Source organism: Peterkaempfera bronchialis, from assembly GCF_003258605.2.
GTDB classification, from domain to species: domain Bacteria; phylum Actinomycetota; class Actinomycetes; order Streptomycetales; family Streptomycetaceae; genus Peterkaempfera; species Peterkaempfera bronchialis.
This window is the reverse complement of sequence record NZ_CP031264.1, coordinates 2,129,467-2,154,558: the sequence shown is the minus strand read 5'-3', so window position 1 is coordinate 2,154,558 and position 25,092 is coordinate 2,129,467. Positions and strand designations below refer to the sequence as shown.

Sequence of the window (25,092 nt, the reverse complement as noted above, 5' to 3'; positions counted from 1 at the left end):
CCGCTCAAAGCGTCCCTGGCCGCGTCACGGCGCCGTGCGAGGTGGACCGCCCAGCGAAGACGGTCCGGCCGGGGTCCGCCGGAACCCCGTCGGCGGTAGGTCCGGGCGAACCCGCACGACCGCCGCTCTCTAAAGGTATGACGCGGAACCCCCCGCGAGGTTGCCGGACTGTCGTGTGAGATAGCTCTCCCGCCCGCCCCGAGCCGGAAAACCACCCCTGCCAGGCGCCTTCAGCGGCACCCCGCCGCCGGTCCCGCTCACCCTCCGTGATAGGAATCACCCGTTCTGCTACCGAGGCCCGGTGGGCCGACCAGCGCAGGGAGAGACGCATGGCCAGGAACGTCGTCGTCACCGGCGGTGGCACGGGCATCGGCCGCACCGTGGCCCGCCGCTTCGCCGCCGCCGGGGAGCGGGTCGTCATCGTGGGCCGCCGCCGCGAGGTACTGGTACGGGCCGCCGCCGAACTCGGGCCCGGGGTCACCCCGCTGGTCTGCGACCTCGCCGACCCGGACGCCGTCGAAGCCGCGCTGGAGACGCTGCCCGCCCGCATCGACGTGCTGGTCAACAACGCCGGCAGCCGCGAGACCGCGATGGGCCCGGGCCCGCACGCCCTGCTCGCCCGCTGGCGCGGCGACTTCGAGCGCAATGTGATGACGGCGGTACTGCTCACCGAGTCCGTCCGCGACCGGCTCACCCCGGGGGAGGGACGGGTGGTCACCGTCAGCTCCATCGCGGCGCTGCGCGGCGCCGGCTCCTACGGCGCGGCCAAGGCCGCTCTGCACGCCTGGAACCACTTCCTGGCCGCCCAGCTCGGCCCGTCGGGCATCACCGCCAACATCGTGGCGCCCGGCACCGTCGCCGGGACCGAGTTCTTCGGCCCGAGGCTGGACGAGGCGGAGGTCTCCCGCCGCGCCGGCCGGACCCTGCTCGGGCGGATCGGCGACCCCGACGATGTCGCCGCCGCCGTGTACTTCCTGGCCTCGCCGGAGGCCGGCTACATCACCGGCGAGATCCTCAACTGCAACGGCGGCGAGCTGCTGGGCCGCTGACCGGCCGACCGGGTTCGCCGAGGTCAGCCGGCCTGCGGCTGGAAGCGGCGGAGGCGGAGGCTGTTGGTGACGACGAAGACCGAGGAGAAGGCCATGGCGGCGGCGGCGATCATGGGGTTGAGGAGTCCGCTGGCGGCGAGGGGTATGGCGGCGGTGTTGTAGGCGAAGGCCCAGAAGAGGTTGCCCCTGATGGTGCCCAGGGTGCGGCGGGCGAGGCGGATGGCGTCGGCGGTGGTGCGGAGGTCGCCGTGGACGAGGGTGAGGTCGGCGGCCTGGATGGCGGCGTCGGTGCCGGTACCCATGGCGAGGCCGAGGTCGGCCTGCGCGAGGGCGGCGGCGTCGTTGATGCCGTCGCCGACCATGGCCACCGAGTGGCCCTGGTCCTGGAGGCGGCGGATGACGGTGGCCTTGTCCTGGGGGAGGACGTCGGCGATGACCTGGTCGATGCCGGTCTCGGCCGCGACGGTCCGGGCCACCGCGTGGTTGTCACCGGTGAGCAGGATGGGGGTGAGGCCGAGGTCGCGGAGGTCGCGGACGGCCTGGGCGCTGGTGGGTTTGACGGTGTCGGCGATTTCCAGGACGGCGCGGGGTCGACCGTCCCAGGCGACGGTGATGGCGGTGTGTCCGGCCTGTTCGGCGGTGCGCTGGGCGGTGGCCAGTTCCGGCGGGAGCGGCTGGGCGTGTCGGTGGCGTCCGGCGGTGACGGTGTGGCCGTCGACGGTGCCCTGGACTCCATGGCCGGGGGTGTTGGTGAAGTCGGTGACGGGCGGGAGGTCGCCGGTGCGCTCGGCCGCTGCGGTGGCGATGGCGCGGGCGATGGGGTGTTCCGAGGCGTGCTCCAGGGCGCCGGCCAGCCGCAGCGCCTGCTGCTCGGTGGTGCCGTCGGCGGTGTGGATGCCGATGAGGGTCATGGTGCCGGTGGTGACGGTGCCGGTCTTGTCCAGGACCACGGTGTCGATGGTGCGGGTGGTTTCCAGGACTTCGGGGCCCTTGATGAGGATGCCCAGTTGGGCGCCGCGTCCGGTGCCCACCATGAGGGCGGTGGGGGTGGCCAGGCCGAGGGCGCAGGGGCAGGCGATGATCAGGACGGCGACGGCGGCGGTGAAGGCCCCGGTGGTGTTGCCGGTGGTGAGCAGCCAGATGGTGAGGGTGGCCAGGGCGGTCAGGATGACGGTGGGGACGAAGACGGCGGAGATGCGGTCGGCGAGGCGCTGGGCGGCGGCTTTGCCGTTCTGGGCGTCCTCGACCAGTCGGGCCATCCGGGCGAGTTGGGTGTCGGCGCCGACGCGGGTGGCCTGGACGGTGAGGTGGCCGCTGGTGTTGAGGGTGGCGCCGGTGACGGGGTCGCCGGGGGTGACGTCGACGGGTGCGGATTCGCCGGTGAGCATGGAGGCGTCGATGGCGGAGGTGCCGTCGATGACGGTGCCATCGGTGGCGATCTTCTCGCCGGGGCGGACGGTGAAGTGGTCGCCGACGGCGAGTCGGCCGATGGGGATGCGGGTCTCACGGCCGTCGCGTAGGACGGTGACGTCCTTGGCGCCGAGTTCCATCAGGGCGTGCAGGGCTGCGCCGGCGCGGCGTTTGGAGCGGTCCTCGAAGTGGCGGCCGAGGAGGATGAGGGTGGTGACGGCGGCGGCGGTCTCCAGGTAGAGGGTGGAGGAGGCGTCGCTGGTGCCGGCCGTGAGGGTGAAGCCGTGGCGCATGCCGGGCATCCCGGCGTGGCCGAGGAACAGGGCCCAGACGGACCAGCCGAAGGCGGCCAGGGTGCCGAGGGATATCAGGGTGTCCATGGTGGCCGCGCCGTGCCGGAGGTTGGTCCAGGCGGCGCGGTGGAAGGGCCAGCCGCCGTAGGTGACGACGGGGCCGGTGAGGGCGAAGGCCAGCCACTGCCAGTTGTCGAACTGGAGGGCGGGGATCATGGAGAGCAGGACCACGGGCAGGGAGAGCGCCAGGCTGATCAGCAGCCGCCGGCGTACCGGGTCGGGCCCGGTTGTGGCCCCGGCCCCGGTCTCGGTCTCGGTCTCGGGCGTGGTCTCGGTCCCGGTCCCGGTCCCGGTCTCGGGTTCGGGGGGTGCGGGCAGAGCGGCGGCGTAGCCGGTCTTCTCCACGGTGGCGATCAGCTCGGCGACGCTGGTCCGGGGGTCGAAGTCCACCCGGGCCTTCTCGGTGGCGAAGTTGACGGTGGCCTGGACGCCATCCAGGCGGTTGAGCTTCTTCTCGATCCGCGCGGCGCAGGAGGCGCAGGTCATGCCGCCTATCGCCAACTCCACACGGCCCGTCTGCTCGCGGACGGTCGTGGGTGTACTCATCACGGCTCCCCAGGGGTCGGTCGGCGGGGGCGCAGTGCCCTGCGCCCCCGGGCGGGCGGACGGATCAGGCGCGGCCGACCAGCTCATAACCGGCTTCGTCCACGGCGGCGCGCACCGCGGCCTCGTCCAGCGGCTGCTCGGAGGAGACCGTCACCGTGCCGGCCTCGGAGCTGGCGGAGACCGCGGTGACGCCGGGGAGCGCGGAGACCTCCTCGCTGATCGACTTCTCGCAGTGGCCGCAGCTCATGCCGGTGACGGTGAAAACGGTGGTGGTGGACATCTCGCAAGCCTCCTGGCGGTTCGACGCTCTGCTCTGCTCTGTTCAGCAGCATACCCCCCTAGGGTATTCCCTCGGAGGGGAGTCGGGACGGATGGTGCCGATGAAGGCCGAGACTAGTGACAGCGTCACGGTTTACCCGTTTTGACCGTTACCGGCGGGTCGGCCCGGTACAGGCAGGGGCAGGTCCATGCCGTGCCGGGCCAGGCCGGGGGCCGGAAACGGCAAAGCGGCCCGCGCGCCGGAGAGGGGTGCTCTCCGGCCCGCAGACCGCTTCTGGTCCGCCCGTACCTCGGCTGCCGCCGCTCAGAGCGGCAGCAGATCCGGGCGCTTGGGCTCGACATGGTCGCCCGAGGACTCGCCCCGCAGCCGCCGGCCCACCCAGGGCACCAGGTACTCCCGCGCCCACTGGAGGTTCTCCCGGCGCAGCTCCGCCGGGCTGTGCCGCTCCGACGGCGGCCAGGCGGCCTCCGGGTCCTGCTCCACCGGAACGCCCAGCACCTGGGCGGCCCGCAGCGCCACCCGCCGGTGCCCCTCCGGCGACAGGTGCAGCCGGTCCTCGCTCCAGGCCCGGCGGTCCTGGACCGACCGCAGCGACCAGAGGTCCAGCACCGTGCAGCCATGCCGGTCGGCGATGGCCCGCAGGTGTCCGTTGTAGGTCGCGATCTTGCCGCGCAGCCGGCGCAGCACCGGCATCTCCCGGGTGTCGAAGCCGGTGCAGATCAGCACCGTGCCCGCCGCGCCGCGCAGCCGTACCACCGCAGCCTCGAAGGTCTCCGCGACCGCGTCCGGGTCGCTGCCCGGCCGCAGCACGTCATTGCCCCCGGCGCAGAAACTCACCAGATCGGGCCGGAGCTCCAGCACCCGTGGCACCTGGGTCTCGACGATCTGGTCGATGAGCTTCCCGCGCACCGCCAGATTGGCGTACCGGAAGCCGCCCGAGGTGTGGCCCGCCGCCAGCAGCCCGGCCAGCCGGTCGGCCCAGCCCGCGAAGCCCTCGCCGTCGGGCCGGGGGTCGTTCAGGCCCTCAGTGAAACTGTCCCCGACTGCCGCGTACGAGGCGATGGTGAAGTTCTCCGAATGATCAGCCACGGCTCCCCATCCTGAACCCGGCGACGTGACCTACGCCACCGTAGGGAGGGCTTGACGGGCCGTGACATCCGCCACTCACCGGCGGGGAATAACCCGCACCCGGCTCCCCGCCCAGGGCAAACCGGTTGACGGTGCGGCAAGAATCGGACGGTGACCACTGCACCCATCGACCAGGCGACGCACTGGGCCGTCGCCGCCGCACCGGTCGGCGGCGCCGAGGCGGCCGGACTGCTGCGCCGCTACTACACCCACATCGTGGGCCGGTACCACGGCCGGGAGGCGACGGCCGAGGAGGTCGACGCGGTACTCGCGGAGGAGCCCAGCGACGATCTGGCGCCACCGGGCGGCATCTTCCTGGTGGCCCGGTACGGCGGCGAGGCGGCCGGCTGCGTCGGGGTGCGGCTGCTCACCCCCGAGATCGCCGAGCTGACCCGGCTGTACATCGACCCGGCCGCCCGGGGCACCGGCGGCGGCGCGGTGCTGCTCGCCGCCGCCGAGCAGGCCGCACGCGGCCTGGGCCGCCGCACCATGCGGCTGGACACCCGCCGCGACCTGGTGGAGGCGCGCGCCCTGTACGCCCGGCACGGCTACACCGAGATCCCGTCCTACAACGCCTCCCCGTACGCCGACCACTGGTTCGAGAAGCCGCTGCGCTGACCGCCGCCTACTTGGCGTCCGCGTAGCACTCCACCACATGGGCCTCCAGCGGCATCCGGACCGCAGTGGCCCCGAAGACCAGGGTGCGGGCCTCCTCACCGGCCGCGGCGACCGCCGCCGCAACCGCGTCCGCCTGCTGGGTGGGGACATGCACCACCACCTCGTCATGCTGGAAGAAGACCAGCTGCGGCCGCCCCCCGGTGGCGTCCGGGCCGATCTCGGCAAGGCGCCTGCGCAGCGCGGCGAGCAGTGCCAGCGCCCAGTCGGCGGCGCTGGCCTGGATGACGAAGTTGCGGGTGAACCGCCCCCGGGCGCGGGCCGCCCGAGCAGCCCGGTCGCCGTCCGGCTCCGCCACCCACCCGGCCACCCCCGCCTCCCCGCCGGCCTCCCCCGCCTCCGGCGACCCGGTGGCCTCCTGCCAGGCGCCGGACGGCGGAGGGCAGACCCGGCCCAGCCGGGAGCGGACCACCCCGCCCTGCTCGCCGGTACGGGCCGCCGCCTCCAGATGGGCCATCGCGGCCGGGAACCGGCGCCGCAACACGGTGAGCAGCGGACCCACCTCACCACTGGTCTGCCCGTACATCGCGCCGAGCAGCCCCAGCTTGGCCCGCGCCCGGTCGCCGCCGAACGCGGTCGCCGCCAGCGCCTGGTACAGATCACCCTGCGCGGCGGCACGGGCCAGACCCGCATCGCCCGAGAGCGCCGCCAGGACGCGCGGCTCCAGCTGTGCCGCGTCGGCGACCACCAGCGACCAGCCGGGGTCCGCCACCACCGCGCCGCGCAGCATGCGCGGGATCTGCAACGCACCGCCGCCCCGGCTGGCCCAGCGGCCCGAGACCACACCGCCGACCACATACTCCGGCCGGAACCGCCCACCCCGGGCCCAGGTCTCCTGCCAGGCCCAGCCGTGCGCGGCGTGGATGCGCGACACCTCCTTGTAGCGCAGCATCAGCGCGGCGGCCGGATGGTCGACCTGCTGGAGCACCCAGGAGCGGGTGGACGGCAGGCTGATGCCCTGCTCGGCGAAGGCCCGCAGCACCTGGGCGTGCGAGTCCGGATTGAAGGGCCGCCCGCCCAGCGCCCGCTGCACCTCGGCGGCCAACTCGGCCAGCAGCCGAGGGCGTCCCCCGGCGGGCGGGCGCGGGCCGAGCAGCCGGGTGAGCAGTTCGTCATGGACATCGGCCCGCCAGGGCAGTCCTTCGTACGCCATCTCCGCAGCGGCCAGCGCCCCGGCGGACTCGGCCGCGCAGAGCAGCCGCATCCGGCCGGGATGCTCGGTGCGGGCGACCCTGCGCTGCTGGTCGGCGTGGACCTCGACCACGGCGCGCAGCGGATCGGTGCCCGGCGGCAGCTGGTGGCGGTCGGCCTGGAAGAGGGTCGGCTGGCCGTCCGGTGCGCCGCTGTCCGGCCGGTCCTCGGGGACGGGCAGGCCGTGCAGCCGCGCCCAGGCGGCGCCCAGCGAACGGGGATGGCCGTAGCGGTCCTCGTGGCCGAGCAGCAGCGGCTCGACCAGCGCCAGGTCGTGGCAGCGGGCGAGGCGCTGCGGCAGCAGGCCCGGGTAGACGCCGTCGGTCGACGCCCACACCCAGCGGGGCTGCTCCCGGGCCTCGGCGGCGGCGACCGCGGCGGCGAGGTCGGCGGCCTGCTCGGGCGGCGCGGCGGGCGTGCCGTCGTCGGCCAGCCGCTGCAACCGCCCGCCGGGGCCGTCGGGGTCGGCCACCAGCGCGATGCGGGCTGCCATGGGGTCCTTCTCCGTTCACGGGGCTCTGCTCACCAGGGTCTGCCCTCCGACGGTATCCGCAGTCTCCGACATCGCCCCCGCCCCCTGCCCACGGCCCCCACCTCGCGCTCCTGCCCCGTGCCTCCTGCCCCGTGCCTCCTGCTCCGCGCCCACAGCCCTGTGCCCACAGCCTTGTGCCCATGGCCCCGTGTCCACAGCCTTCTGCCCACGGCCTCCTGCCCCGTGTCCCCTGCCCACGGCTCCCCGCCCCGTGCCCACGGCCCCTGTGCCTCCTGCCCCTGTGCCTCCTGCCCGTGCCCGTGCCCCGTGCCTCCTGCTCCGCGCCCACAGCCCTGTGTCCATGGCCCCGTGTCCACAGCTTTCTGCCCACGGCCTCCTGCCCCGTGTCCCCTGCCCACGGCTCCCCGCCCCGTGCCCACGGCCCCCAGGGACGGGGCACAATCGACCCATGGACGAAGGTGGGGACTCCGCGTGCTGGCTGAGCCAGGTCTGCGCCGCGTGCGGACGGTTCCGGGAGGACCGCCGCTCGGCCGTCTGCGCATACTGCGGGGCGCCCGTGGCGGACTCCGGCCCGGCCGCGGAACCGCGACCGCGTGACCGGGACGCCCGGGGCCGCGCCCGCAACGCCCGGCCCCGCGACGGCCTGGGCAGGCCGCTGCCGTACGGGACCCCGGGCGTCGCCCGGCAGCCCGAGGGCATCCGCCGCCCGCCCGAGGAGACCCTGGCCGAGGCGCAGCGGCTGCTCGACACCGGGATGCCCTTCCATGCGCACGAGGTCTTCGAGGACGCCTGGAAGACCACCCCCGGCCCCGAGCGCGAACTCTGGCGCGGCCTCGCCCAGTTCGCCGTGGGCCTCACCCATGCGGCCCGGGGCAACACCTCCGGCGCCGCCTCGCTGCTCGGCCGTGCCGCCGACGTGATCGGCCCTTACCGCGACCAGCCCCCGCACGGCATCGACGCCGCCGCCCTCGCCGACTGGGCCCACCGGACCTCGCACGGCCTGACGGCGGGCACCCTCGCCGCACCCGACCTGACGCCCCCACGGCTGCGCCGCTGACCAGCGGCCCTGCGGGCCGCCTCCCGGCTCCGACGGGGGGTGGCACCGGCCAGCAGCAGGGTGGAGACGGCGGCGTAGGCGATCACTGTGGCCGCATCCCGCTCGGCCGTACCGCACACTGCCATGGAGCCCCCCTGAAGCCTTGATCCACACCGTGATCCGTATGGCGATCCCAGGCTCCGTTAGATGCGTTGCCCAGGGCGTGCCCGCCGGTGCGGCGTAGGGTCGGCCGGGTGACGAATCCCTTCTTCAGCGCCTCCACGCTGCCGTACGAACTGCCGCCGTTCGCCGAGATCCGCGAGGAGCACTACCTGCCGGCGTTCGAGCGCGGCATGGCCGAGCAGCTGGCCGAGGTCGAGGCCGTCGCGGGCAGTGCCGAGCCCGCGACCTTCGAGAACACCGTGGTGGCCCTGGAGCGCTCCGGCGCCCTGCTGCACCGGGTGGAGAACGTCTTCTTCAACCAGTCCTCCGCCGACACCAGCGAGGGCGTGCAGGCCATCGAGGCCGAGATCAGCCCGCGGCTGGCCGCCCACGGCGACGCGATCCTCCTCAACCGCCCGCTCTTCGCCCGCATCGAGGCGCTGTACCAGGCACGCGAGGGGCTCGGCCTGGACGCCGAGTCGCTGCGGCTGCTGGAGCGCTACCGCACCCGCTTCCTCCGGGCCGGAGCCCAGTTGACGGAGGCCGACCAGCAGCGGGTGCGGGACCTCAACCAGGAGATCGCCACCGCCGCGACCGCCTTCGAGCAGAACCTCTTCGCCGACACCCGGGCCGCCGCCCTGGTCGTCGACAGCGCCGAGGAACTGGCCGGGCTCTCCCCGGACGCCATCGCGGCCGCCGCCGAGAACGGCAGGGCGCTGGGCCACGACGGCTCCTATGTGCTCAGCCTGAAGAACTACTCCAACCAGCCCGAGCTGGCCCTGCTCGACCACCGCGAGGTACGCCGCAGGCTGCTGGCGGCCTCCGTCGGCCGTGGCCTGGAGAGCAACCGCGAGCTGGTGGTGCGGATCGCCAGGCTGCGCGCCGAGCGGGCGGCACTGCTCGGCTTCGAGAGCCACGCCGCGTACGAGGTCGCCGACCAGACCGCCGGCACCACCGAGGCCGTCGCCGAGCTGCTGGCCCGTCTGGTGCCCCCGGCGGTCGCCAACGCCGCCCGCGAGGCCGAGGCGCTGGCCGAGCTGAGCGGCGGCGAGGTGCGGGCCTGGGACTGGGCGTACTGGTCGGAGAAGGTGCGCCGGGCCGAGTACGACATCGACGCGGCGGAGATGCGGCCCTACTTCGAGCTGGACCGGGTGCTGCGGGACGGCGTCTTCTTCGCGGCGCGCAAGGTGTACGGACTGACCTTCACCGAGCGGACCGACCTGCCGGGCTACCACCCGGAGGTGCGGGTCTTCGAGGTGTTCGAGGAGGACGGCACACCGCTGGGCCTCTTCCTCGGCGACTTCTTCGCCCGGGAGTCCAAGCGCGGCGGCGCCTGGATGAACGCGCTGGTCCAGCCGTCCGAACTGCTGGGGCAGCGGCCGGTGGTGGTCAACAACCTGAACATCGCCAAGCCGTCGTCCGGCGAGCCGGCGCTGCTGACCTTCGATGAGGTGCACACCCTCTTCCATGAGTTCGGCCACGCCCTGCACGGGCTCTTCTCCCGGGTGCGGTACCCCTTCTTCTCCGGGCTGCGGGTGCCGCGTGACTTCGTGGAGTACCCCTCGCAGGTCAATGAGATGTGGGCGGTCTGGCCCGAGGTCCTGGCCAACTACGCCCGGCACCATGAGACCGGGGAGCCGATGCCCGCCGAGCTGGTCGAGCGGATGCACGCGGCGGAGCGGTTCGGGCAGGGCTTCCTGACCGTGGAGTACCTGGCGGCGGCCCTGCTCGACTGGGCCTGGCACACCCTCCCGGCCGGCGCCGAACCCGGCGACGCGGAGGCGTTCGAGGCGGCGGCGCTGGAGAAGGCCGGCATCGCGGTGGAGGCCATTCCGCCGCGCTACCGCACCACCTACTTCGCGCACATCTTCGCCTGGGGCTATGCGGCCGGGTACTACTCCTACATCTGGAGCGAGGTGCTGGACGCCGACACCGTCGAGTGGTTCCGGGAGAACGGCGGGATGCGGCGGGAGAACGGCGAACTGCTCCGCCGGGAACTGCTCTCCCGGGGCGGCTCCGTGGACCCGCTCACCGCCTTCCGCGCCGTCCGGGGCCGCGACCCGGAGATCCGACCGCTGCTGGACCGGCGCGGCCTGACCGGGTAATGGCCGGGTGATGACCCGATAATCCGCCGACCCGCGCCGAGGTGGCCCCTTCCGGACCACCTCGGCGCAGTCGTTGCCAGCGGGGTGGGCCACTCCTAGGATCGGTGGCCGTTACCGCCCTTGCGGCTCGCGCCCGGAATCCGGCGCGGGGGTACCGCGGCAGTCTCCTCTCCGGCACGCCGGGCTGATGCCAGCGTGATCCCGGCAGCCCCGGTGCCACGACCACCGGTGGTCTGCGTGCGTTCACAGAGAAGGATCCGACGCATGCCCGAACGACGCCCCAGGACCGCCGCCCTGTTCGCGGCGGTCTGCCTCACCCTGGTCACCGCGCTCTGCCTGGCCTTCGCGGTGGCGGCCCCACCGGCCCGCGCCGACACCGTCCCGGTGACCGACATCAGCAGCGACTTCGAGTCCGGCACCACGCAGGGCTGGGCCGCCCGGGGGCCGGAGACCGTGGCCGTCTCCACCGCCGCCGCCCACCAGGGCACCCACAGCCTCGCCGTGACCGGCCGGACCGACAGCTGGCAGGGCCCGGCGCTGAGCCTGCTCGACACCGCGCAGCAGGGCACCGCCTACACGCTCTCGGTCTGGGTGCGGCTCGCCTCAGGCGAGTCGGCGACACCGGTACGGCTCTCGATCGAGCGCCAGTGGCAGGGCGCCGCCGCCTACGAAACGGTGGCCTCGGGTGTCACCGCCACCAGCGACGGCTGGGCGCGGCTCAGCGGCACCTACACCCCGGCGAGCAGCGTCGACGTACTCAAGGTGTACGTGGAGACGGCGAGCGGCACTCCGTCCTTCCTCATCGACGACTTCACCATGACCCACCTGCCGGCGGTGCCCATCCAGCAGGACATCCCGTCCCTGAAGGACGTGCTGGCACCGGACTTCACGGTCGGCGCCGCCGTCGGCCGCCCGCAGCTCCTCGGCGTCCACGCCGACCTGCTGAAGAAGCACTTCGGCTCGATCACCCCGGGCAACGCCCTCAAGTGGGACGCCACCGAGCCGACCGAGGGCGCCTTCACCTTCACCGACGCCGACCCGATCGTGGACTTCGCCACCGCCAACGGCATCAAGGTGCGCGGGCACACCCTGGTCTGGCACGACCAGACCCCCGCCTGGGTCTTCCGGGACGCCGACGGCAACACCATGACGCCCACCCCGGCCAACAAGGCGCTGCTGCTCTCCCGCCTGGAGAACCACATCCGGGCGGTGATGGGCCGCTACCAGGGCAGGATGTACGCCTGGGACGTGGTCAACGAGGTCCTTGACGAGTCCCAGTCCGACGGCCTACGGCACAGCATGTGGTACCAGATCACCGGCACCGACTACATCGCCGACGCCTTCCGGACCGCCCACGCGGTCGACCCCGGCGCCGAACTCTGCCTCAACGACTACAACACCACCGTGCCCGCCCGGCGGCAGACGCTGTACACACTGGTCGGCACCCTCAAGGCGCAGGGCGTGCCGATCGACTGCGTCGGCCACCAGATGCACGGCAACCTCCAGTGGCCCTCGGCCTCGGACACCGCGGCGACCATCGAGCAGTTCGCACAGCTGGGCGTGGACCAGCAGATCACCGAGATGGACGTCAGCGTCTACACCGACAACACCTCGTCGTACACCACGATCCCGGACGCCGCGTTGACCCAGCAGGCCGCCGAGTACAAGGCGCTGTTCGACGTGTACCGCAGCCACCGCGCCGACATCAGCGCGGTCACCCTCTGGGGGCTGGCCGACGACGACAGCTGGCTGGACTCCTTCCCGGTCAACCGGCTGGACGCCCCGCTGCTCTTCGACCGGCAGTTGCAGGCCAAGGCGGCGTACTGGTCGATCGTCGGCCAGTCGCCGACCTCCCCGCCGACCTCCCCGCCGACGACTCCGCCGACGACTCCGCCCACGACCCCGCCGACGACTCCGCCGGCCGGGGATGTCGAGGCCCCCTCGGCGCCCACCGGTCTGGCCGTCTCCGCGACCACGGCCGACAGCGTGACCCTGACCTGGAACGCCTCCACCGACAACGTCGGCGTGACCGGCTATGACGTCTACCGCGACGGAACCCGGGTCTCCACCGTGACCACCACCACCTACACCGACACCGGACTGGCCCCCTCGACCACCCACAGCTACACCGTGAAGGCCCATGACGCGGCAGGCAACGCGTCCCCGGCCTCCGCCGCCGTCACCGCCACCACCCGGGCCGCCGGCGGCAGCACCGGCTGCACCGCGGCGTACCACGTGGACAGCGACTGGGGCAGCGGCTTCACCGCCACGGTCACCGTCACCAACACCGGTACCTCAGCCACCAGGTCCTGGAAGGTCGCCTGGCGCTGGTCCGGCAAGCAGAAGATCACCAACGCCTGGAACACCAACGCCACCCAGAGCGGCACCTCCGTCACGGCCACCGCCATGAGCTACAACGGCACCCTGGCCCCCGCCGCCGCCACCACCTTCGGCTTCCAGGCCGGCAACACCGGTGCCAACCCCGCCCCCACCCTCACCTGCACCGCCGCCTGACGCCCCATCCCACTCCGGCCCCCCGGCGGGCAGCTGCCGGGGGGCCGGAGTGTGACGACCATTGATTGATCTTGACGTCAGGGTTCACTAGAGTGCGTTCCTCTCCGGGCGTTGGAGTCTGTGTCGTCGGACCCGCGCCGTGTCATGGAGGGGACTCGTTTCCTATTTTCTGGGGGGCAACAGTGTCCAGCCATCGGATGTCCAAGCGGCGGCGCTATGTCGCATGGTCGGTCGCGGGGGCGGCCGTGCTCGTGGGGGGCGGGCTCACCGCTGAGGCCGCCACCACGTCGAGCTCTGCCCCGACCGCTGCCTCGGCGACGACGTCCGCCTCGACGTCGAGGCCGGCACCGTCGGTCTACACAGGGCGCGCGTTCGACACCTGCACGGCCCCGTCGCTGTCGGCGATGAAGGCGTGGAAGGCGTCCAAGTTCTACGGCGCGGCGGCCGTCTATGTGGGCGGCAAGAACCGGGGCTGTGCGCAGCCGCAGTTGACGGCGTCATGGGTCAAGTCGGTGACCGCGTCCGGCTGGAAGCTGATCCCGCTCTATGTGGGTGCCCAGCCGCCGTGCCAGACCAGCCGCAACCCGGAGCGGATCTCATCCGCCAACGCGGCCAAGCTGGGGGCGGCGAACGGCGCGGACGCGGTGGCGAAGGCATCCAAGCTCGGCATGAAGGCCGGCAGCGCCATCTACCTGGATATGGAGCCGTACGACATCTCCAACACCTCCTGCGTCAACTCCGTACTGACCTACATCCGCGCCTGGGACCGCGCCGTGCATGCCAAGGGCTACTGGGCCGGGTTCTACGGCTTCAAGAGCACCAGCGCCGCCGCCGTCGCCAACGCCAAGGACCGCACGGACCTGCCAGACGCCCTCTGGTACGCGCTCTACGACAAGACCAACACCACCACCAGCGACTTCCCCTACCGCCCGACCCTATGGACCGGCCACCGCCGCGGCCACCAGTACATGGTCAACAGCAAGGAGACCCGCGGCGGCGTCACCCTCACCGTGGACCGCAGCGCCTGGGACGCCCCGGTCGCCGTCATCGCCAAGTAGCCCGGCCCCCGGCCCCCTCCGGAATTCCACCCCGACGTCGCAGGCGGCCCCTTCCCGCGCGCTATCCCCAACCCACCGGGGAATGTCCAACACAGCCGGATACCGCATCGACGCATCATCCGGGCCGACGACGCCGGATGGCAGGGAACCCGGCCGGAAGGGGCCGGGCTCCCATGAAGGTGTGCCCCCGGCAGGACTCGAACCTGCGACCAAGTGCTTAGAAGGCACCTGCTCTATCCGCTGAGCTACGGGGGCCTGACAGGCCCGGACGGGGCTGCCGTGAGCGGCGCGGGTGCGGCGCGCGGAAGCGGTGGCTGGTCTCGGGCACGGCGCGGGGTGCGCGGGGCCAGCCGTTGTCCTGTCGGGGACAGGATAAGGGTGTCCGGGTTTTCTCCCTGGTGTTCCACCGGTGCGCCGTCGCGGTCGGCGCTGGTGAAGCGGTCCGATAATCGCAGGTGGGGCCCGTGTGCGCAGCGGTATTGCCGGGCATCCCGCCGGACGTTGTGCACTCGTTACGGCCCTGCCGCCTCACCCGTTATGGACCCGGTGGGTATCGGGAGGAGGTGTCCTTTTCGTCCGACCGGACGATCCGGGCAGGTGGAGCGGTGGGCACTCGATCGGGGGATTGGCAACCCCGTAAATTGTCATGAACGCAGCCGAATGGTCAATCGGCTGATTACCGGGGCGCCCGTTCGAGGGAATGGAGTTTTCCACATCCCGGAGTTGTCCACAGGTTTCCGGGGGTGGCTGGCGGGCGTCGGTGGGGCGGGGCACTCTCTCGGCAACGCAACCAACGACGGGGGAGTGTCCGTGAACGAGACCATGGTGACGATCGTCGGGAACGCCGCGACCGATGTCCGCTACTCGACCACCTCGGCCGGGGTGCCGCTCGCCAGCTTTCGGCTGGCCTCCACCGAGCGGCGCTACGACCGGCAGCAGGGGGCCTGGGTGGACGGTGAGACCAGCTTTGTGACGGTATGGGCCTGGCGGTGGATGGCCGAGAACGTGGTCAGTTCGGTGAGCAAGGGTGATCCGCTCCTGGTGGCCGGGAAGTTGCGAGTGCGGGAGCGGGAGCAGGACGGCAAGCGGACCGTCACGGTCGACATCGACGCCTGGGCGCTCGGGCACGACCTGTCGCGGGGCACCTCCGCTTTCCGTCGGGCGGTGCGCGCCCGGCCGGAGTTGGTGGAGCAGCAGCCGTCCTGGGAGCGGGCGGACGGGGGAGGGGCGGCAGTGGTGCCACCGGGGCGGGTGGTTGCACCGGTGTAGGCGTGGTTGCAGTGCAAAGCCTCGGCGAATGGGAAGTGAAAAGAGCGCCCACGCACCGCCATTGATGATTTGTCGACAGCACCAGGTGGTTCCGGAACCGCTTGGTAACGATCGGGAAACGAGACTGTCCTGGTTTGGCACGGAGGTTTGATAGCCCTTCGGGATCAATAGGATGCGTCAGGTCAGGACGGGCTGCGTTTTCGGGGGGCGCGGCAATGTGCGGCGGTGCGCGCCACGATGTGCGGCCGCTCGGAGGAGACACCTATGTTCCGTGTTCGCGGGCGGGTCATACCCCGCGCGTCTTCTGTCATGCTCGCGTCGAGCATGTTCGTGGCCGGCGGTGTCGCTCTCGCCGGGTCGGCTGCGGCCGATCCGGGTCAGGGTGACGCCGGTGCGACCGCGACGCTTCAGAGCGGGCTCTTCGGCGGCAAGATCCAGGTGGACCGTTCGACGGTCTCCGGTGGGCTCTTCACGCTGAAGACCAAGCAGGGCTCCATCCAGACCTACTGCATCGACTTCGGCCACGAGACCAAGCCGAAGGCCCAGTACCAGGAGACCGGCTGGGACTCCACCTCGCTGGCGACCAACTCCGAGGCCGGCCGGATCAAGTGGATCCTGGAGAACTCCTACCCGACCCAGTCGCGCGACGCCCTCGCGGCCAAGCTGCGCCTGGGCCGCAGCTTCACCGCTGAGGACGCCGCCGCCGGTACCCAGGCCGCGATCTGGAAGTTCTCCGACCGCAAGAACGCCGTACCGGTCGACAGCGACGCCCGGCAGCTCGCCGACTACCTGGTGAAGAACGCCAAGAACCTCCCCGAGCCGAAGCCGTCGCTCGACCTGTCGCCGACGGCGGTCTCCGGCAAGAGCGGTGACCTGCTCGGCCCGGTCAGCGTCACCACCAACACGACGGTGCAGCTCCAGCTCGACAGCGCCGCCGCCGGTGCCGGGGTCAAGCTGACCGACAAGGACGGCAACGCCCTGGGTCAGGCATCCAACGGCAGCGAGGTCTACTTCAAGGTGCCGGCCGGAGCGGCCCCCGGCACGGCGACGCTGACCGCCGACGCCGTGACCGAGGTGCCGATCGGCCGGGCGTTCACCAGCCTCGGCTACACCCCGGAGAAGCACAGCCAGACCATGATCCTGGCTGGCTCCGGCAAGGTCGACGTCAAGGCGACCGCGACCGCCCAGTGGGAGAGGAAGGGCCCGAGCCCGGCTGCCGAGGCCCGGGTCGACTGCGCCGAGGGCAAGGTCGTGGTGACCGTCACCAACAGCGGCGACGACGACTTCGTCGGCACCGTGGGCGACCAGAGCATCACGGTGAAGCCGGGCGAGTCCCAGGACGTCGGCGTCCCCGTCGAGGAGGACGCGGCCTACAAGATCGAGGTCAAGGGGTCGAACGACTTCTCCCAGACCTTCGAGGGCGTGCTGGACTGCCAGACCAACAGCACGGTCGGCGGGACGACCGGTGGCGACACCGGCGGTGACACGACCGGTGGGGACACCGGTGGGGACACGACCGGTGGCGACACCGGCGGTGACACGGGCGGCGACACCGCAGGGGCCACCACCGGCGGTGACACCGGCGGCGACACGGCGGGCGCCACCACCGGTGACACCACGGGCGGCGCCACCCCGAGCGCTTCGCCGAGCACCGGCACCACCGGCGACACCACCGCCGGCGGCAACGGCTCCACCGGCGACAGCTCCACCGGCGCCACCACCGGCGGCAACCTGGCCGAGACCGGCAGCAGCAGCGCCACCCCGCTGATCGCGGGTGTGGCCGTGGCCCTGGTCGTGGCCGGCGGCGGCGTGGTCTTCTTCCTCCGCAAGCGCCGCTCCTGATCCGGACCGGCTACCTGAGCCGGTACCCCAGGCGGTAGCAGAAGAAGCAGTGCACCGGACCCGGTCCCCGTTCGCGGGGGCCGGGTCCCGGCGTGCTGGGCGGCACCCCCGGGTGCGGCACAATGGAGGGTCGTAACCCCGTAAGCCATTCCCGACGACGCCGGAGCGATTTCCTTGGCTGAGTTCATCTACACCATGCGCAAGGTGCGCAAGGCGCACGGCGACAAGGTCATCCTTGACGACGTGACGCTCAGCTTCCTGCCGGGAGCGAAGATCGGCGTCGTGGGCCCCAACGGCGCCGGCAAGTCCACGGTGCTGAAGATGATGGCGGGCCTGGAGCAGCCCTCCAACGGCGACGCCTTCCTGTCGCCCGGCTACACCGTCGGCATGCTCCTCCAGGAGCCTCCGCTCGACGACGACAAGACAGTGCTGGAGAACGTCCAGGACGGCGTCAAGGAGACCAAGGCCAAGCTCGACCGGTTCAATGAGATCGCCGAGCTGATGGCCACCGACTACTCCGACGAGCTGCTTGAGGAGATGGGCAAGCTCCAGGAGCAGTTGGACCACGCCAACGCCTGGGACCTCGACGCCCAGCTGGAGCAGGCCATGGACGCGCTGGGCTGCCCGCCCGGCGACTGGCCGGTCACCAACCTCTCCGGTGGCGAGCGCCGCCGGGTGGCGCTCTGCAAGCTGCTGCTGGAAGCCCCCGACCTGCTGCTGCTCGACGAGCCCACCAACCACCTGGACGCCGAGTCCGTGCTGTGGCTGGAGCAGCACCTGGCGAAGTACGCCGGCACCGTCGTCGCCGTCACCCACGACCGGTACTTCCTCGACAACGTCGCCGGCTGGATCCTGGAGCTCGACCGGGGCCGCGCCATCGGCTACGAGGGCAACTACTCCACCTACCTGGAGTCCAAGGCATCCCGGCTCAAGGTCGAGGGCCAGAAGGACGCCAAGCGCGCCAAGCGGCTCAAGGAAGAGCTGGAGTGGGTCCGCTCCAACGCCAAGGGCCGCCAGGCCAAGTCCAAGGCCCGCCTCGCCCGCTACGAGGAGATGGCCGCCGAGGCCGACAAGATGCGGAAGCTGGACTTCGAGGAGATCCAGATCCCGCCGGGCCCGCGCCTGGGCAGCATCGTGGTCGAGGTGAAGAACCTCAACAAGGCGTTCGGCGACAAGGTGCTGATCGACGACCTGTCGTTCACCCTGCCGCGCAACGGCATCGTCGGCATCATCGGCCCCAACGGCGCCGGCAAGACCACCCTGTTCAAGATGATCACCGGCGAGGAGACCCCGGACTCCGGCGAGATCAAGGTCGGCGAGACCGTCAAGATCTCGTACGTCGACCAGAACCGGGGCGGCATCGACCCCAAGAAGACCCTCTGGGCCGTGGTCTCCGACGAGCTGGACTACATCAACGTGGGCCAGGTCGAGATGCCGTCGCGCGCCTATGTGTCCGCGTTCGGCTTCAAGGGTCCGGACCAGCAGAAGCCGGCCGGGGTGCTCTCCGGCGGTGAGCGCAACCGCCTCAACCTGGCGCTCACCCTCAAGCAGGGCGGCAACCTGCTGCTGCTCGACGAGCCCACCAACGACCTCGATGTGGAGACCCTCTCCTCGCTGGAGAACGCGCTGCTGGAGTTCCCCGGCTGCGCCGTGGTGGTCTCCCACGACCGCTGGTTCCTGGACCGGGTGGCCACCCACATCCTCGCCTACGAGGGCGAGAGCAAGTGGTTCTGGTTCGAGGGCAACTTCGAGTCGTACGAGAAGAACAAGGTCGAGCGGCTCGGCCAGGACGCCGCACGTCCGCACCGCGCCACCTACCGCAAGCTCACCCGCGGCTGACGCGAGCCGACCCGCCGCGCCGGCCCGGCGGACTGCCCCAGGGGGGTCCGCCGGGCCGGCGCGCATAGGCTGGCCGACGTCGGCGGAGAGCAACGTCGATGGGGAACAACGTCGACGGAGAACAATGTGGGTCGACGGAGAACAACGAGGAGAGCACCCCCGGTGGCACGCCACATCTACGCCTGCCCGTTGCGCTGGTCCGACATGGACGCCTTCGGCCATGTGAACAACGTCGTCTTCCTGCGCTATCTGGAGGAGGCGCGGATCGACTTCATGTTCACCCAGGCCGCCGAGGCCGGGGCCGGTGAGTTCGCGGGCGGCTCGGTCGTGGCCCGCCATGAGATCGACTACCTCAAGCCGCTGATCCACCGGCCGGAGCCGGTCACCGTCGAGACCTGGGTGACCCGGCTGACCGCCGCCTCGCTCACCGTCTCCTATGAGATCAAGGACATCGGGAGCGGGGAGGAGGCGGACGAGACGGTATACGTCCGTGCCTCCACCGTGGTCGTCCCCTATGACCTGGCGGCCGGGCGACCGCGTCGGATCTCTCCCGTGGAGCGGGCCTTCCTGAGCCGCTTCCTGGACGGCGCCGAGGTCAAGGAGGCGGCGGCCTGAACACCGCAACGGTCATGACCACGCTCCACCTTGCCGACAGCGGGGAGGCCGCCGACCTGGCGTCCTTCCTCACCCGGCTGCTGCGCTACGACCGGGCGGCGGCGGTGCGGCTTCAGGCTGCGCCGGGTGGTGATGGGAAGGGCGATGGGAAGGCTGCGGGGGTGCTTGCCGTGTTCGGGCGGGTGCCGCTGGGCAGCTCGGGGGCGGTGGCGGTGCGTACCGCCCGGCTCGGGGGCACGGTGCGGCCGCTGGATGTCACCGTCTCGGCGGGGCAGTTGCTGGAGGGCCTGGACGAGGGTTCGGCCGTGCTGGGCATCCCGCCGGGGGTCACCGGCCCCGCCTGGGCGGGGCTGCTGCCGCCGCGCGGCGGTTGGCGCTGCCTGGGCTCACTGCCCCCCGCCCCGGTGGCGGCGGCGGTGGCGGCGGCGGTCGGGGAGTTCCGGGCGCGCAGCGAGGCGCTGAGTCCGGAGGCCCGTACCCGCGCGGCGCTGGACGCGCTCGCCGACGAGATCTGGTCCCGTCCGCTGGACGACGCCGCGGCGGTGCCGCTGCGGGCCGCGCATGCCGCCCAGGTGCTGGGGTTCATCCGACCCGGGGCGGAGCTGTCGGTGTACGCGGCCGGTGGATGGCTGCGGCTCAGCGCCCCGCATGGGTCGGTGGCGCTGCGGCGGGTGGCTGCTCCGGGCAGTGGTCTGGGGCTGACCCCGCTGGTGTGACCCGAGGTCGGGGGCGGGGAGGGGGCGGCAGAGGAGTGGGGAGGCGGCTCAGGTGGGGGTGTTGATCATGGAGGCGGCGGCGTAGGTGAGGTAGTCCCACAACTGCCGCTGCTGGTCCGGGGGGAGCTGGAGTTCGTCGACGGCGGTGCGCATATGGCGCAGCCAGGCGTCATGGGCGGCCCGGTCCACCCGGAAGGGGACATGGCGCATCCGCAGCCGGGGGTGGCCGCGCTGCTCGCTGTAGGTGCGGGGGCCGCCCCAGTACTGCATCAGGAAGAGGGTCATGCGCTCCTCGGCCGGACCCAGGTCCTCCTCCGGGTACATGGGGCGGAGCAGCGGGTCCTCCGCGATCCCCTGGTAGAAGCGGTGCACGAGGCGGCGGAAGGTGGCCTCGCCGCCGACCGCGTCGTAGAAGGTCTCCTCGCCGGTGGTGGTGCGCCCGATCTCTGTCACCCCACCATGGTCGCAGAAGCGGTGGGCGGGCCGGGAGGGGCTCCCCTCCCCTCCCCTCCCTTGCCGGCCCGTCCGCAGCCGGTCCGCAGCCGGTCAGGCCTCGTCCCAGTCGAAGAAGCGCCAGGCGATCCCGGTCACCACGGCGGCGAAGAGCAGCAGCCCGCCCATGGTGGGCAGCGCGTCGCCGAGGCCGCCGCCACGGGTGAGCACGCTCTGCATGGACGTCACCAGGTGGCGCAGCGGCATCACCTCGGAGATCGCGTGCAGCCAGGAGGGGGCGTCGTCCACGGAGAAGAACGCTCCGGAGAGGAACGACATCGGCAGCACGATGATCTGCGCCATCCCGTTGGCCGCCTCCTCGGTCTTGGAGACCGCGCCGACCAGCAGGCCGATCGACATAAAGGAGATGGTGCCGCAGATCACCAGCGGGATGGCGAGCCACCAGTTGCCGGTCAGCTTGAGGCCGAAGGCGGGTGTGCAGGCCACCGCCACGAAGATCGCCGTCTGGGTGAGGGCGGTGAGCACGCTGACGCCGACCCGTGAGGCGACGATGGACCCCACGCTGACCGGGGCCAGCCGCAGTCGGCGCAGGATGCGCTTCCTGCGCCAGGTCACCAGGGTCAGTGCGGTGCTGAAGACGGCGCCGGTGGCGATGGCCCAGCCCAGCAGGCCCGGGGTGAGGTACTGGATCAGCTTGATCGACTGGTCCTCGACCTGCACGGCCTTGAGCGTGAACGCCGGGGGCCGGCCGGTGGCGGCCTGGTTGGCCTGCTGGACGAGTGAGTTGACGATGGCCTGCACCGAGCCGGCGCGTACCTGGTCGGCGGCGCTGAAGCGGAGCAGCACCGTGCCGGAGCCGTCCTGCTCGATGAGGCCGTCCAGGTCGCCCTTGCGGACCTTGCGCAGCGCCTCGGCCTCGTCCGATTCCCTGGAGATGGTGAGCACCTTGGCCAGGTCGTCGCGGCCCTGGCCCTGTACGGAGTCCAGCACGGCCACCGCGCCGACCTGGGCGATCTTGGCGTGTGGGGTGGAGGCGCTCTTGAACAGGGTGCCGAAGAGCAGCAGGAACATCAGCGGGAAGATGATCACGAAGAAGAGCGCCGACTTGTCCCGGAGGAAGGTGACGATCATCACTCGGGAGAGGCTGCGGAAGGCGCTCAGGTTGGCGGAGCGGGGAGGGGGTGGGCTGGTGGTGGGCGGGGTGGTGACTGGGGTGGTGGGTGGGGCGGGGTTGGGCGTGGTGGGGTGGTTGGTGGTCACGCCCGGTACTCCCGTCCGGTGAGGTGGAGGAAGACGTCCTCCAGGGTGGCGCCGCGTACTTCGAGGCCGCGCAGTGCGCCCTGATCGGCCAGTACGGAGATCACCGGCGCGGGGGTGCGGGTCGCCACGGAGAGCGAGACGCCGTCGTCCTCGACGGAGGTGGCGTCGGCGCCGGCGGCGGTCAGCAGGTCGCGTACCGCGTCGGCGGTGACCAGGCCGGACTCCACGCTGACCCGGACCGTCTCGTCCAGTTCGCGGACCAGGGTGGCGGGTGCGCCGGTCTTCAGGACCCTGCCGTGGTCCATCACGGAGACGCGGTCGCAGAGGATTTCGGCCTCGTCCAGGTAGTGGGTGGTGAGGACGACGGTGCGGCCCTCGGCGTTGATGTCGCGGAGGAGGTCCCAGAGGTTGCGGCGGGCCTGCGGGTCCAGGCCGGTGGTCGGCTCGTCCAGGAAGACCAGCTCCGGGTCGTGGACCAGGGCGCAGGCGATGGAGAGGCGCTGGGCCTGGCCGCCGGAGAGCTTCTCGGCGCGGGTGCCGGCGAGTCCGGTGAGGCCGACGCGTTCCAGCATGGCGTCGGCGGGCTTGGGCCCGATGCCGTAGAGGGAAGCGAAGGTGTGGATGGTTTCGCGCGCGCTCAGGCCGTCGAAGAAGGCCGAAGCCTGGAACTGCACCCCGATGCGGGGCAGCAGCTTCGGGTTGCGCGGCCAGGGGCTCATGCCCAGCAGTTCGATGCGGCCCTCGTCGGGCTCGCGGATGCCTTCGAGGATTTCGAGGGTGGTGGTCTTGCCTGCTCCGTTCGGACCCAGGATGCCGTGGAACTCACCAGTCTCGATGGTCAGTGCGACCCCGTCGACGGCCTGGATGTCCCCGTACCGCTTCCGGATTCCCTCGGCGGCTATTGCAGCAGTCATGAGGCATCAGCCTAGGGATGGCAAGCGGTCAGGAACGGATTTTCGGTGGATCATTGGGATCTCTTTTCTGCATCGCCCTCTGTGGCGGCGCGGTAGGGGCTCGGGGGTGCAGAGTAGGGCGCATGAAGCAGCGGTCTGGGGTGGCCGGCGGGGCTCAGGGGGCGTGGGCGGCGCGGTTGGTGCGGGAGTTGGCGGCGGAGGGGATGCTGGGGGATCCGGCGTGGCGGCGGGCGTTCGAGGAGGTGCCCCGGCGGCTCTTCGTACCGCTCCGCCATGGGGCTTTGCCGGTGGTGGCGCGGACACTGGACGAGTTGCTGGTCGGGGGTGGCCACCGGGTGCTGGAGATCGGCACCGGGAGTGGGTACAGCGCGGCGCTGCTGGCCCATCGGGTCGGCGCCGAGCGGGTGGTCACCGTGGAGGCCGAGGCGGGGAGGGCGGCGGAGGCGGAGCGGCGGCTGGCTGCGGCGGGGTACGGCGGGGTGGCGGTGGTGGTCGGGGACGGGGCCCAGGGGTGGGCGGCGGGGGCGCCGTATGACCGGGTGGTCGCCAGGTGCGGGGTGGGGACGGTGGCGGCGTTGCCGGGGGAGTGGGTGGCGCAGTGTCGTCCGGGTGCGGTGATCCTCGCGCCGGTGGGGGGTGGGCTGGTGCGGCTGAGGGTGGCGGTGGACGGTACGGCGGCGGGGAGGTTTCTGGCGGGGCGGGTGCGGGTGGGGGGTGGTGGTGCTGGTGGTGGTGCGGTTGGTGGTGGTGGGGCTGGTGGTTCGGGTGGTGGGGCGGGGTGGTTGTGGGGAGGCGCGGTGGGTGGGGGAGGGCGCGGCGTTCGCGGACGGCTGTCCGGCCGGCGGGGGACGGCTTTCTGTTTGCGCTGGGGCTGGCGCTGCCGGAGCTGGAGGTGCGGGCGGTGTACGACCGGGGGCGGCGCAGTACCTGGCTGACGGTGAGTGCGGCGGACGGGTCGACTGCGCGGGCGGCTCCGGACGGTGCGGTCAGCCGGACGGGGCCCCGGGAGATCTGGCCGGGGGTGGAGGCGGTGTACGACCGGTGGATGGAGGCGGGGCGGCCAGGGCGGGAGCGGTACGGGCTCACGGTGGCTGCGGGGCGGCGGTGGGTGTGGCTGGACCGGGCGGACCGGGAGTGGGGGTGAGGCGGGTCGGGGTGCTGCGTGGGGGTTGGGTTGTGTGGGCTGGTGCGGGTGTCGGCCGGTCCGGGGTGGGGGGTCCCGGGCGTCCGGTGCTCGCCGGTGTCCCCCTGCGCTCGTTCCTCGCTCCGGGGGAACCGGCTGCATCCTCCATGGGCCCCTCCTCGCCGAAGGCGGGCAAGGAGGGAGCCCGGGACCCCCCCACCCCTCCCCGTCCGCCACCCTCCGCCCGGTGGGGGGAGGGCTGTCCGTGCGGGGTTGGGGTGGGTGGGTTGGCTGGGGGTGGGGGTCAGGCGCGGTGGATGGTGATGGTGGTCCAGGCGCCGACGTGGATGCGGTCGCCGTCCTGGAGGGGGACGGAGGTGTGCGGGGAGATGGGGTCGGGGGAGCCGTTGACGGTGGTGCCGTTGGTGGAGTCCTGGTCGACCACGATCCAGTTGCCGTCGGGCTGCTCCTGGAGCAGGGCGTGCTGGTGGGAGGCGCCGGGGTCCTCCGGGGGGACGGAGAGGTCGATCTCGGGGACGGTGCCCCGGTGGTGGCTGCGGCGGCCGATCCGCAGTTGGCCTCTGCCGGTCATGGGGATGCGGCGTTCCGGGCAGTAGGGCGGGAAGTACAGGCCCTGTGCCTCGGGGCCGCTGCGGGCCATCATCTCGGCGAAGTAGTCGCGGTCCGCGCTGACCACGGCGACCCAGTTTGTCCGGGCCGGGGGTTCGGGGGCCGGCGGGGTGAGGCGGAAGTCGGTGTCGTAGCCGCTGTAGACGGACTGGGGGTCGGTGGATATGCCCGGGTCGGGCGGGTAGCCGGCGGGCTGCTGGAAGCTGTAGTCGGGTTGGTAGCCGTAGGTCTGCTGCTGCGGCGGGTCGGCGGGGCGCTGCCGGAGGGAGGGGGAGGAGAGGTCGTAGTCGTAGCCGCACTCCTCGCAGTACCGGCCGGTCTGCGGGGTGCGGCAGATCGGGCAGGCGGCGAGGGCGTCGGTGGCCTCCGGTTCGGCGAATGGCGGAGGCGCCATGGGCGGCGCGCTCGGTGACGCCATCGGGAAGCCGCAG

General features: G+C 72.2%; 21 protein-coding genes and 1 tRNA gene. 12 read left to right on the top strand and 10 right to left on the bottom strand.

What is annotated here, in order from left to right; genetic code table 11:
• Window positions 1-329 precede the first annotated feature (329 nt).
• Window positions 330-1,049, top strand: a complete 720-nt coding sequence (locus C7M71_RS09410) for an SDR family NAD(P)-dependent oxidoreductase (RefSeq protein ID WP_111492320.1) — start codon at window positions 330-332, stop codon at window positions 1,047-1,049.
• Window positions 1,050-1,072: 23 nt separating this feature from the next.
• On the opposite strand, the gene C7M71_RS09405 is transcribed toward C7M71_RS09410, so the two are convergent.
• From C7M71_RS09405 to C7M71_RS09395, 3 genes are all read right to left on the bottom strand, one after another.
• Window positions 1,073-3,358: a heavy metal translocating P-type ATPase gene (locus tag C7M71_RS09405; protein WP_111492319.1), complete on the bottom strand. Its 2,286-nt coding sequence runs from the start codon at window positions 3,356-3,358 to the stop codon at window positions 1,073-1,075.
• A 64-nt stretch (window positions 3,359-3,422) separates the two neighbouring features.
• A complete protein-coding gene (locus tag C7M71_RS09400; RefSeq protein WP_111492318.1) occupies window positions 3,423-3,638 on the bottom strand; it encodes a heavy-metal-associated domain-containing protein in 216 nt (71 codons plus the stop codon).
• 303 nt (window positions 3,639-3,941) lie between these two features.
• Entirely contained in the window at window positions 3,942-4,727 is a 786-nt protein-coding gene (locus C7M71_RS09395) for an SGNH/GDSL hydrolase family protein (RefSeq protein ID WP_111492317.1), read from the bottom strand.
• Between the two features lie 150 nt (window positions 4,728-4,877).
• Here C7M71_RS09395 and C7M71_RS09390 point away from each other — a divergent pair, with 150 nt between their 5' ends.
• Window positions 4,878-5,384 carry a GNAT family N-acetyltransferase gene (locus C7M71_RS09390; RefSeq protein WP_229758633.1) on the top strand — a complete coding sequence of 169 codons (507 nt, stop codon included), beginning with the start codon at window positions 4,878-4,880 and terminating at the stop codon, window positions 5,382-5,384.
• A gap of 7 nt (window positions 5,385-5,391) precedes the next feature.
• On the opposite strand, the gene C7M71_RS09385 is transcribed toward C7M71_RS09390, so the two are convergent.
• Window positions 5,392-7,125, bottom strand: coding sequence for a bifunctional 3'-5' exonuclease/DNA polymerase (locus C7M71_RS09385; RefSeq protein ID WP_114914285.1), 1,734 nt, complete (start codon window positions 7,123-7,125; stop codon window positions 5,392-5,394).
• Window positions 7,126-7,573: 448 nt separating this feature from the next.
• Between C7M71_RS09385 and C7M71_RS09380 the strand changes: the two genes are divergently transcribed.
• From C7M71_RS09380 to C7M71_RS09365, 4 genes are all read left to right on the top strand, one after another.
• Window positions 7,574-8,182: a DUF309 domain-containing protein gene (locus C7M71_RS09380; RefSeq protein WP_111491956.1), complete on the top strand. Its 609-nt coding sequence runs from the start codon at window positions 7,574-7,576 to the stop codon at window positions 8,180-8,182.
• A 233-nt stretch (window positions 8,183-8,415) separates the two neighbouring features.
• Window positions 8,416-10,428 (top strand): M3 family metallopeptidase, encoded by a 2,013-nt coding sequence (locus C7M71_RS09375; RefSeq protein WP_111491955.1) that lies wholly within the window; start codon window positions 8,416-8,418, stop codon window positions 10,426-10,428.
• Between the two features lie 264 nt (window positions 10,429-10,692).
• Window positions 10,693-12,942 (top strand): endo-1,4-beta-xylanase, encoded by a 2,250-nt coding sequence (locus C7M71_RS09370; protein ID WP_111491954.1) that lies wholly within the window; start codon window positions 10,693-10,695, stop codon window positions 12,940-12,942.
• A gap of 182 nt (window positions 12,943-13,124) precedes the next feature.
• Window positions 13,125-14,000: a glycoside hydrolase domain-containing protein gene (locus tag C7M71_RS09365; protein WP_111491953.1), complete on the top strand. Its 876-nt coding sequence runs from the start codon at window positions 13,125-13,127 to the stop codon at window positions 13,998-14,000.
• A gap of 182 nt (window positions 14,001-14,182) precedes the next feature.
• On the opposite strand, the gene C7M71_RS09360 is transcribed toward C7M71_RS09365, so the two are convergent.
• Window positions 14,183-14,255, bottom strand: a tRNA-Arg gene (locus C7M71_RS09360).
• A 555-nt stretch (window positions 14,256-14,810) separates the two neighbouring features.
• Between C7M71_RS09360 and ssb the strand changes: the two genes are divergently transcribed.
• From ssb to C7M71_RS09335, 5 genes are all read left to right on the top strand, one after another.
• On the top strand, window positions 14,811-15,269 hold the full coding sequence (ssb, locus tag C7M71_RS30565) for a single-stranded DNA-binding protein (protein WP_162824196.1): 459 nt from the start codon (window positions 14,811-14,813) through the stop codon (window positions 15,267-15,269).
• 309 nt (window positions 15,270-15,578) lie between these two features.
• Complete coding sequence (locus tag C7M71_RS09350; RefSeq protein WP_162824195.1) at window positions 15,579-17,111, top strand: thioester domain-containing protein; 1,533 nt, start codon at window positions 15,579-15,581, stop codon at window positions 17,109-17,111.
• Between the two features lie 174 nt (window positions 17,112-17,285).
• Entirely contained in the window at window positions 17,286-18,950 is a 1,665-nt protein-coding gene (gene ettA / locus C7M71_RS09345) for an energy-dependent translational throttle protein EttA (protein WP_111491950.1), read from the top strand.
• Window positions 18,951-19,112: 162 nt separating this feature from the next.
• On the top strand, window positions 19,113-19,565 hold the full coding sequence (locus C7M71_RS09340) for an acyl-CoA thioesterase (RefSeq protein WP_162824194.1): 453 nt from the start codon (window positions 19,113-19,115) through the stop codon (window positions 19,563-19,565).
• A gap of 14 nt (window positions 19,566-19,579) precedes the next feature.
• Entirely contained in the window at window positions 19,580-20,281 is a 702-nt protein-coding gene (locus C7M71_RS09335; RefSeq protein WP_111491948.1) for a hypothetical protein, read from the top strand.
• Between the two features lie 48 nt (window positions 20,282-20,329).
• Here C7M71_RS09335 and C7M71_RS09330 read toward each other — a convergent pair whose 3' ends face one another.
• The 4 genes from C7M71_RS09330 to C7M71_RS31570 all read right to left on the bottom strand — a co-directional run bounded on the left by C7M71_RS09330 (window position 20,330) and on the right by C7M71_RS31570 (window position 23,260).
• Window positions 20,330-20,734, bottom strand: coding sequence for a globin (locus C7M71_RS09330; RefSeq protein ID WP_111491947.1), 405 nt, complete (start codon window positions 20,732-20,734; stop codon window positions 20,330-20,332).
• 93 nt (window positions 20,735-20,827) lie between these two features.
• Window positions 20,828-21,994 carry an ABC transporter permease gene (locus C7M71_RS09325; protein ID WP_229758632.1) on the bottom strand — a complete coding sequence of 389 codons (1,167 nt, stop codon included), beginning with the start codon at window positions 21,992-21,994 and terminating at the stop codon, window positions 20,828-20,830.
• Window positions 21,991-22,908: an ABC transporter ATP-binding protein gene (locus tag C7M71_RS09320; RefSeq protein WP_111491946.1), complete on the bottom strand. Its 918-nt coding sequence runs from the start codon at window positions 22,906-22,908 to the stop codon at window positions 21,991-21,993. Before C7M71_RS09320 ends, C7M71_RS09325 begins: the two co-directional genes overlap by 4 nt.
• Window positions 22,909-23,062: 154 nt before the next feature.
• Window positions 23,063-23,260 carry a hypothetical protein gene (locus C7M71_RS31570; protein ID WP_229758631.1) on the bottom strand — a complete coding sequence of 66 codons (198 nt, stop codon included), beginning with the start codon at window positions 23,258-23,260 and terminating at the stop codon, window positions 23,063-23,065.
• On the opposite strand from C7M71_RS31570, the gene C7M71_RS32555 reads away from it, so the two are divergent.
• A complete protein-coding gene (locus tag C7M71_RS32555) occupies window positions 23,196-23,843 on the top strand; it encodes a methyltransferase domain-containing protein (RefSeq protein ID WP_265737692.1) in 648 nt (215 codons plus the stop codon). The genes C7M71_RS31570 and C7M71_RS32555 overlap by 65 nt on opposite strands.
• Before the next feature lie 492 nt (window positions 23,844-24,335).
• Here the strand turns inward: C7M71_RS32555 and C7M71_RS09305 are convergent, their stop codons facing one another.
• A complete protein-coding gene (locus tag C7M71_RS09305) occupies window positions 24,336-25,055 on the bottom strand; it encodes an FHA domain-containing protein (protein WP_322975157.1) in 720 nt (239 codons plus the stop codon).
• Window positions 25,056-25,092: the final 37 nt, after the last annotated feature.

Bases quoted from the DNA above. Each gene is read 5' to 3' on its own strand.
- C7M71_RS09350 (WP_162824195.1), top strand. From the start codon at position 15,579: ATGCTCGCGTCGAGCATGTTCGTGGCCGGCGGTGTCGCTCTCGCCGGG.
- C7M71_RS09320 (WP_111491946.1), bottom strand. From the start codon at position 22,908: ATGACTGCTGCAATAGCCGCCGAGGGAATCCGGAAGCGGTACGGGGAC.
- C7M71_RS09405 (WP_111492319.1), bottom strand. From the start codon at position 3,358: ATGAGTACACCCACGACCGTCCGCGAGCAGACGGGCCGTGTGGAGTTG.
- C7M71_RS09370 (WP_111491954.1), top strand. From the start codon at position 10,693: ATGCCCGAACGACGCCCCAGGACCGCCGCCCTGTTCGCGGCGGTCTGC.
- C7M71_RS09385 (WP_114914285.1), bottom strand. From the start codon at position 7,125: ATGGCAGCCCGCATCGCGCTGGTGGCCGACCCCGACGGCCCCGGCGGG.
- C7M71_RS09380 (WP_111491956.1), top strand. From the start codon at position 7,574: ATGGACGAAGGTGGGGACTCCGCGTGCTGGCTGAGCCAGGTCTGCGCC.
- C7M71_RS09305 (WP_322975157.1), bottom strand. From the start codon at position 25,055: ATGGCGCCTCCGCCATTCGCCGAACCGGAGGCCACCGACGCCCTCGCC.
- C7M71_RS09335 (WP_111491948.1), top strand. From the start codon at position 19,580: ATGACCACGCTCCACCTTGCCGACAGCGGGGAGGCCGCCGACCTGGCG.
- C7M71_RS09410 (WP_111492320.1), top strand. From the start codon at position 330: ATGGCCAGGAACGTCGTCGTCACCGGCGGTGGCACGGGCATCGGCCGC.
- C7M71_RS09400 (WP_111492318.1), bottom strand. From the start codon at position 3,638: ATGTCCACCACCACCGTTTTCACCGTCACCGGCATGAGCTGCGGCCAC.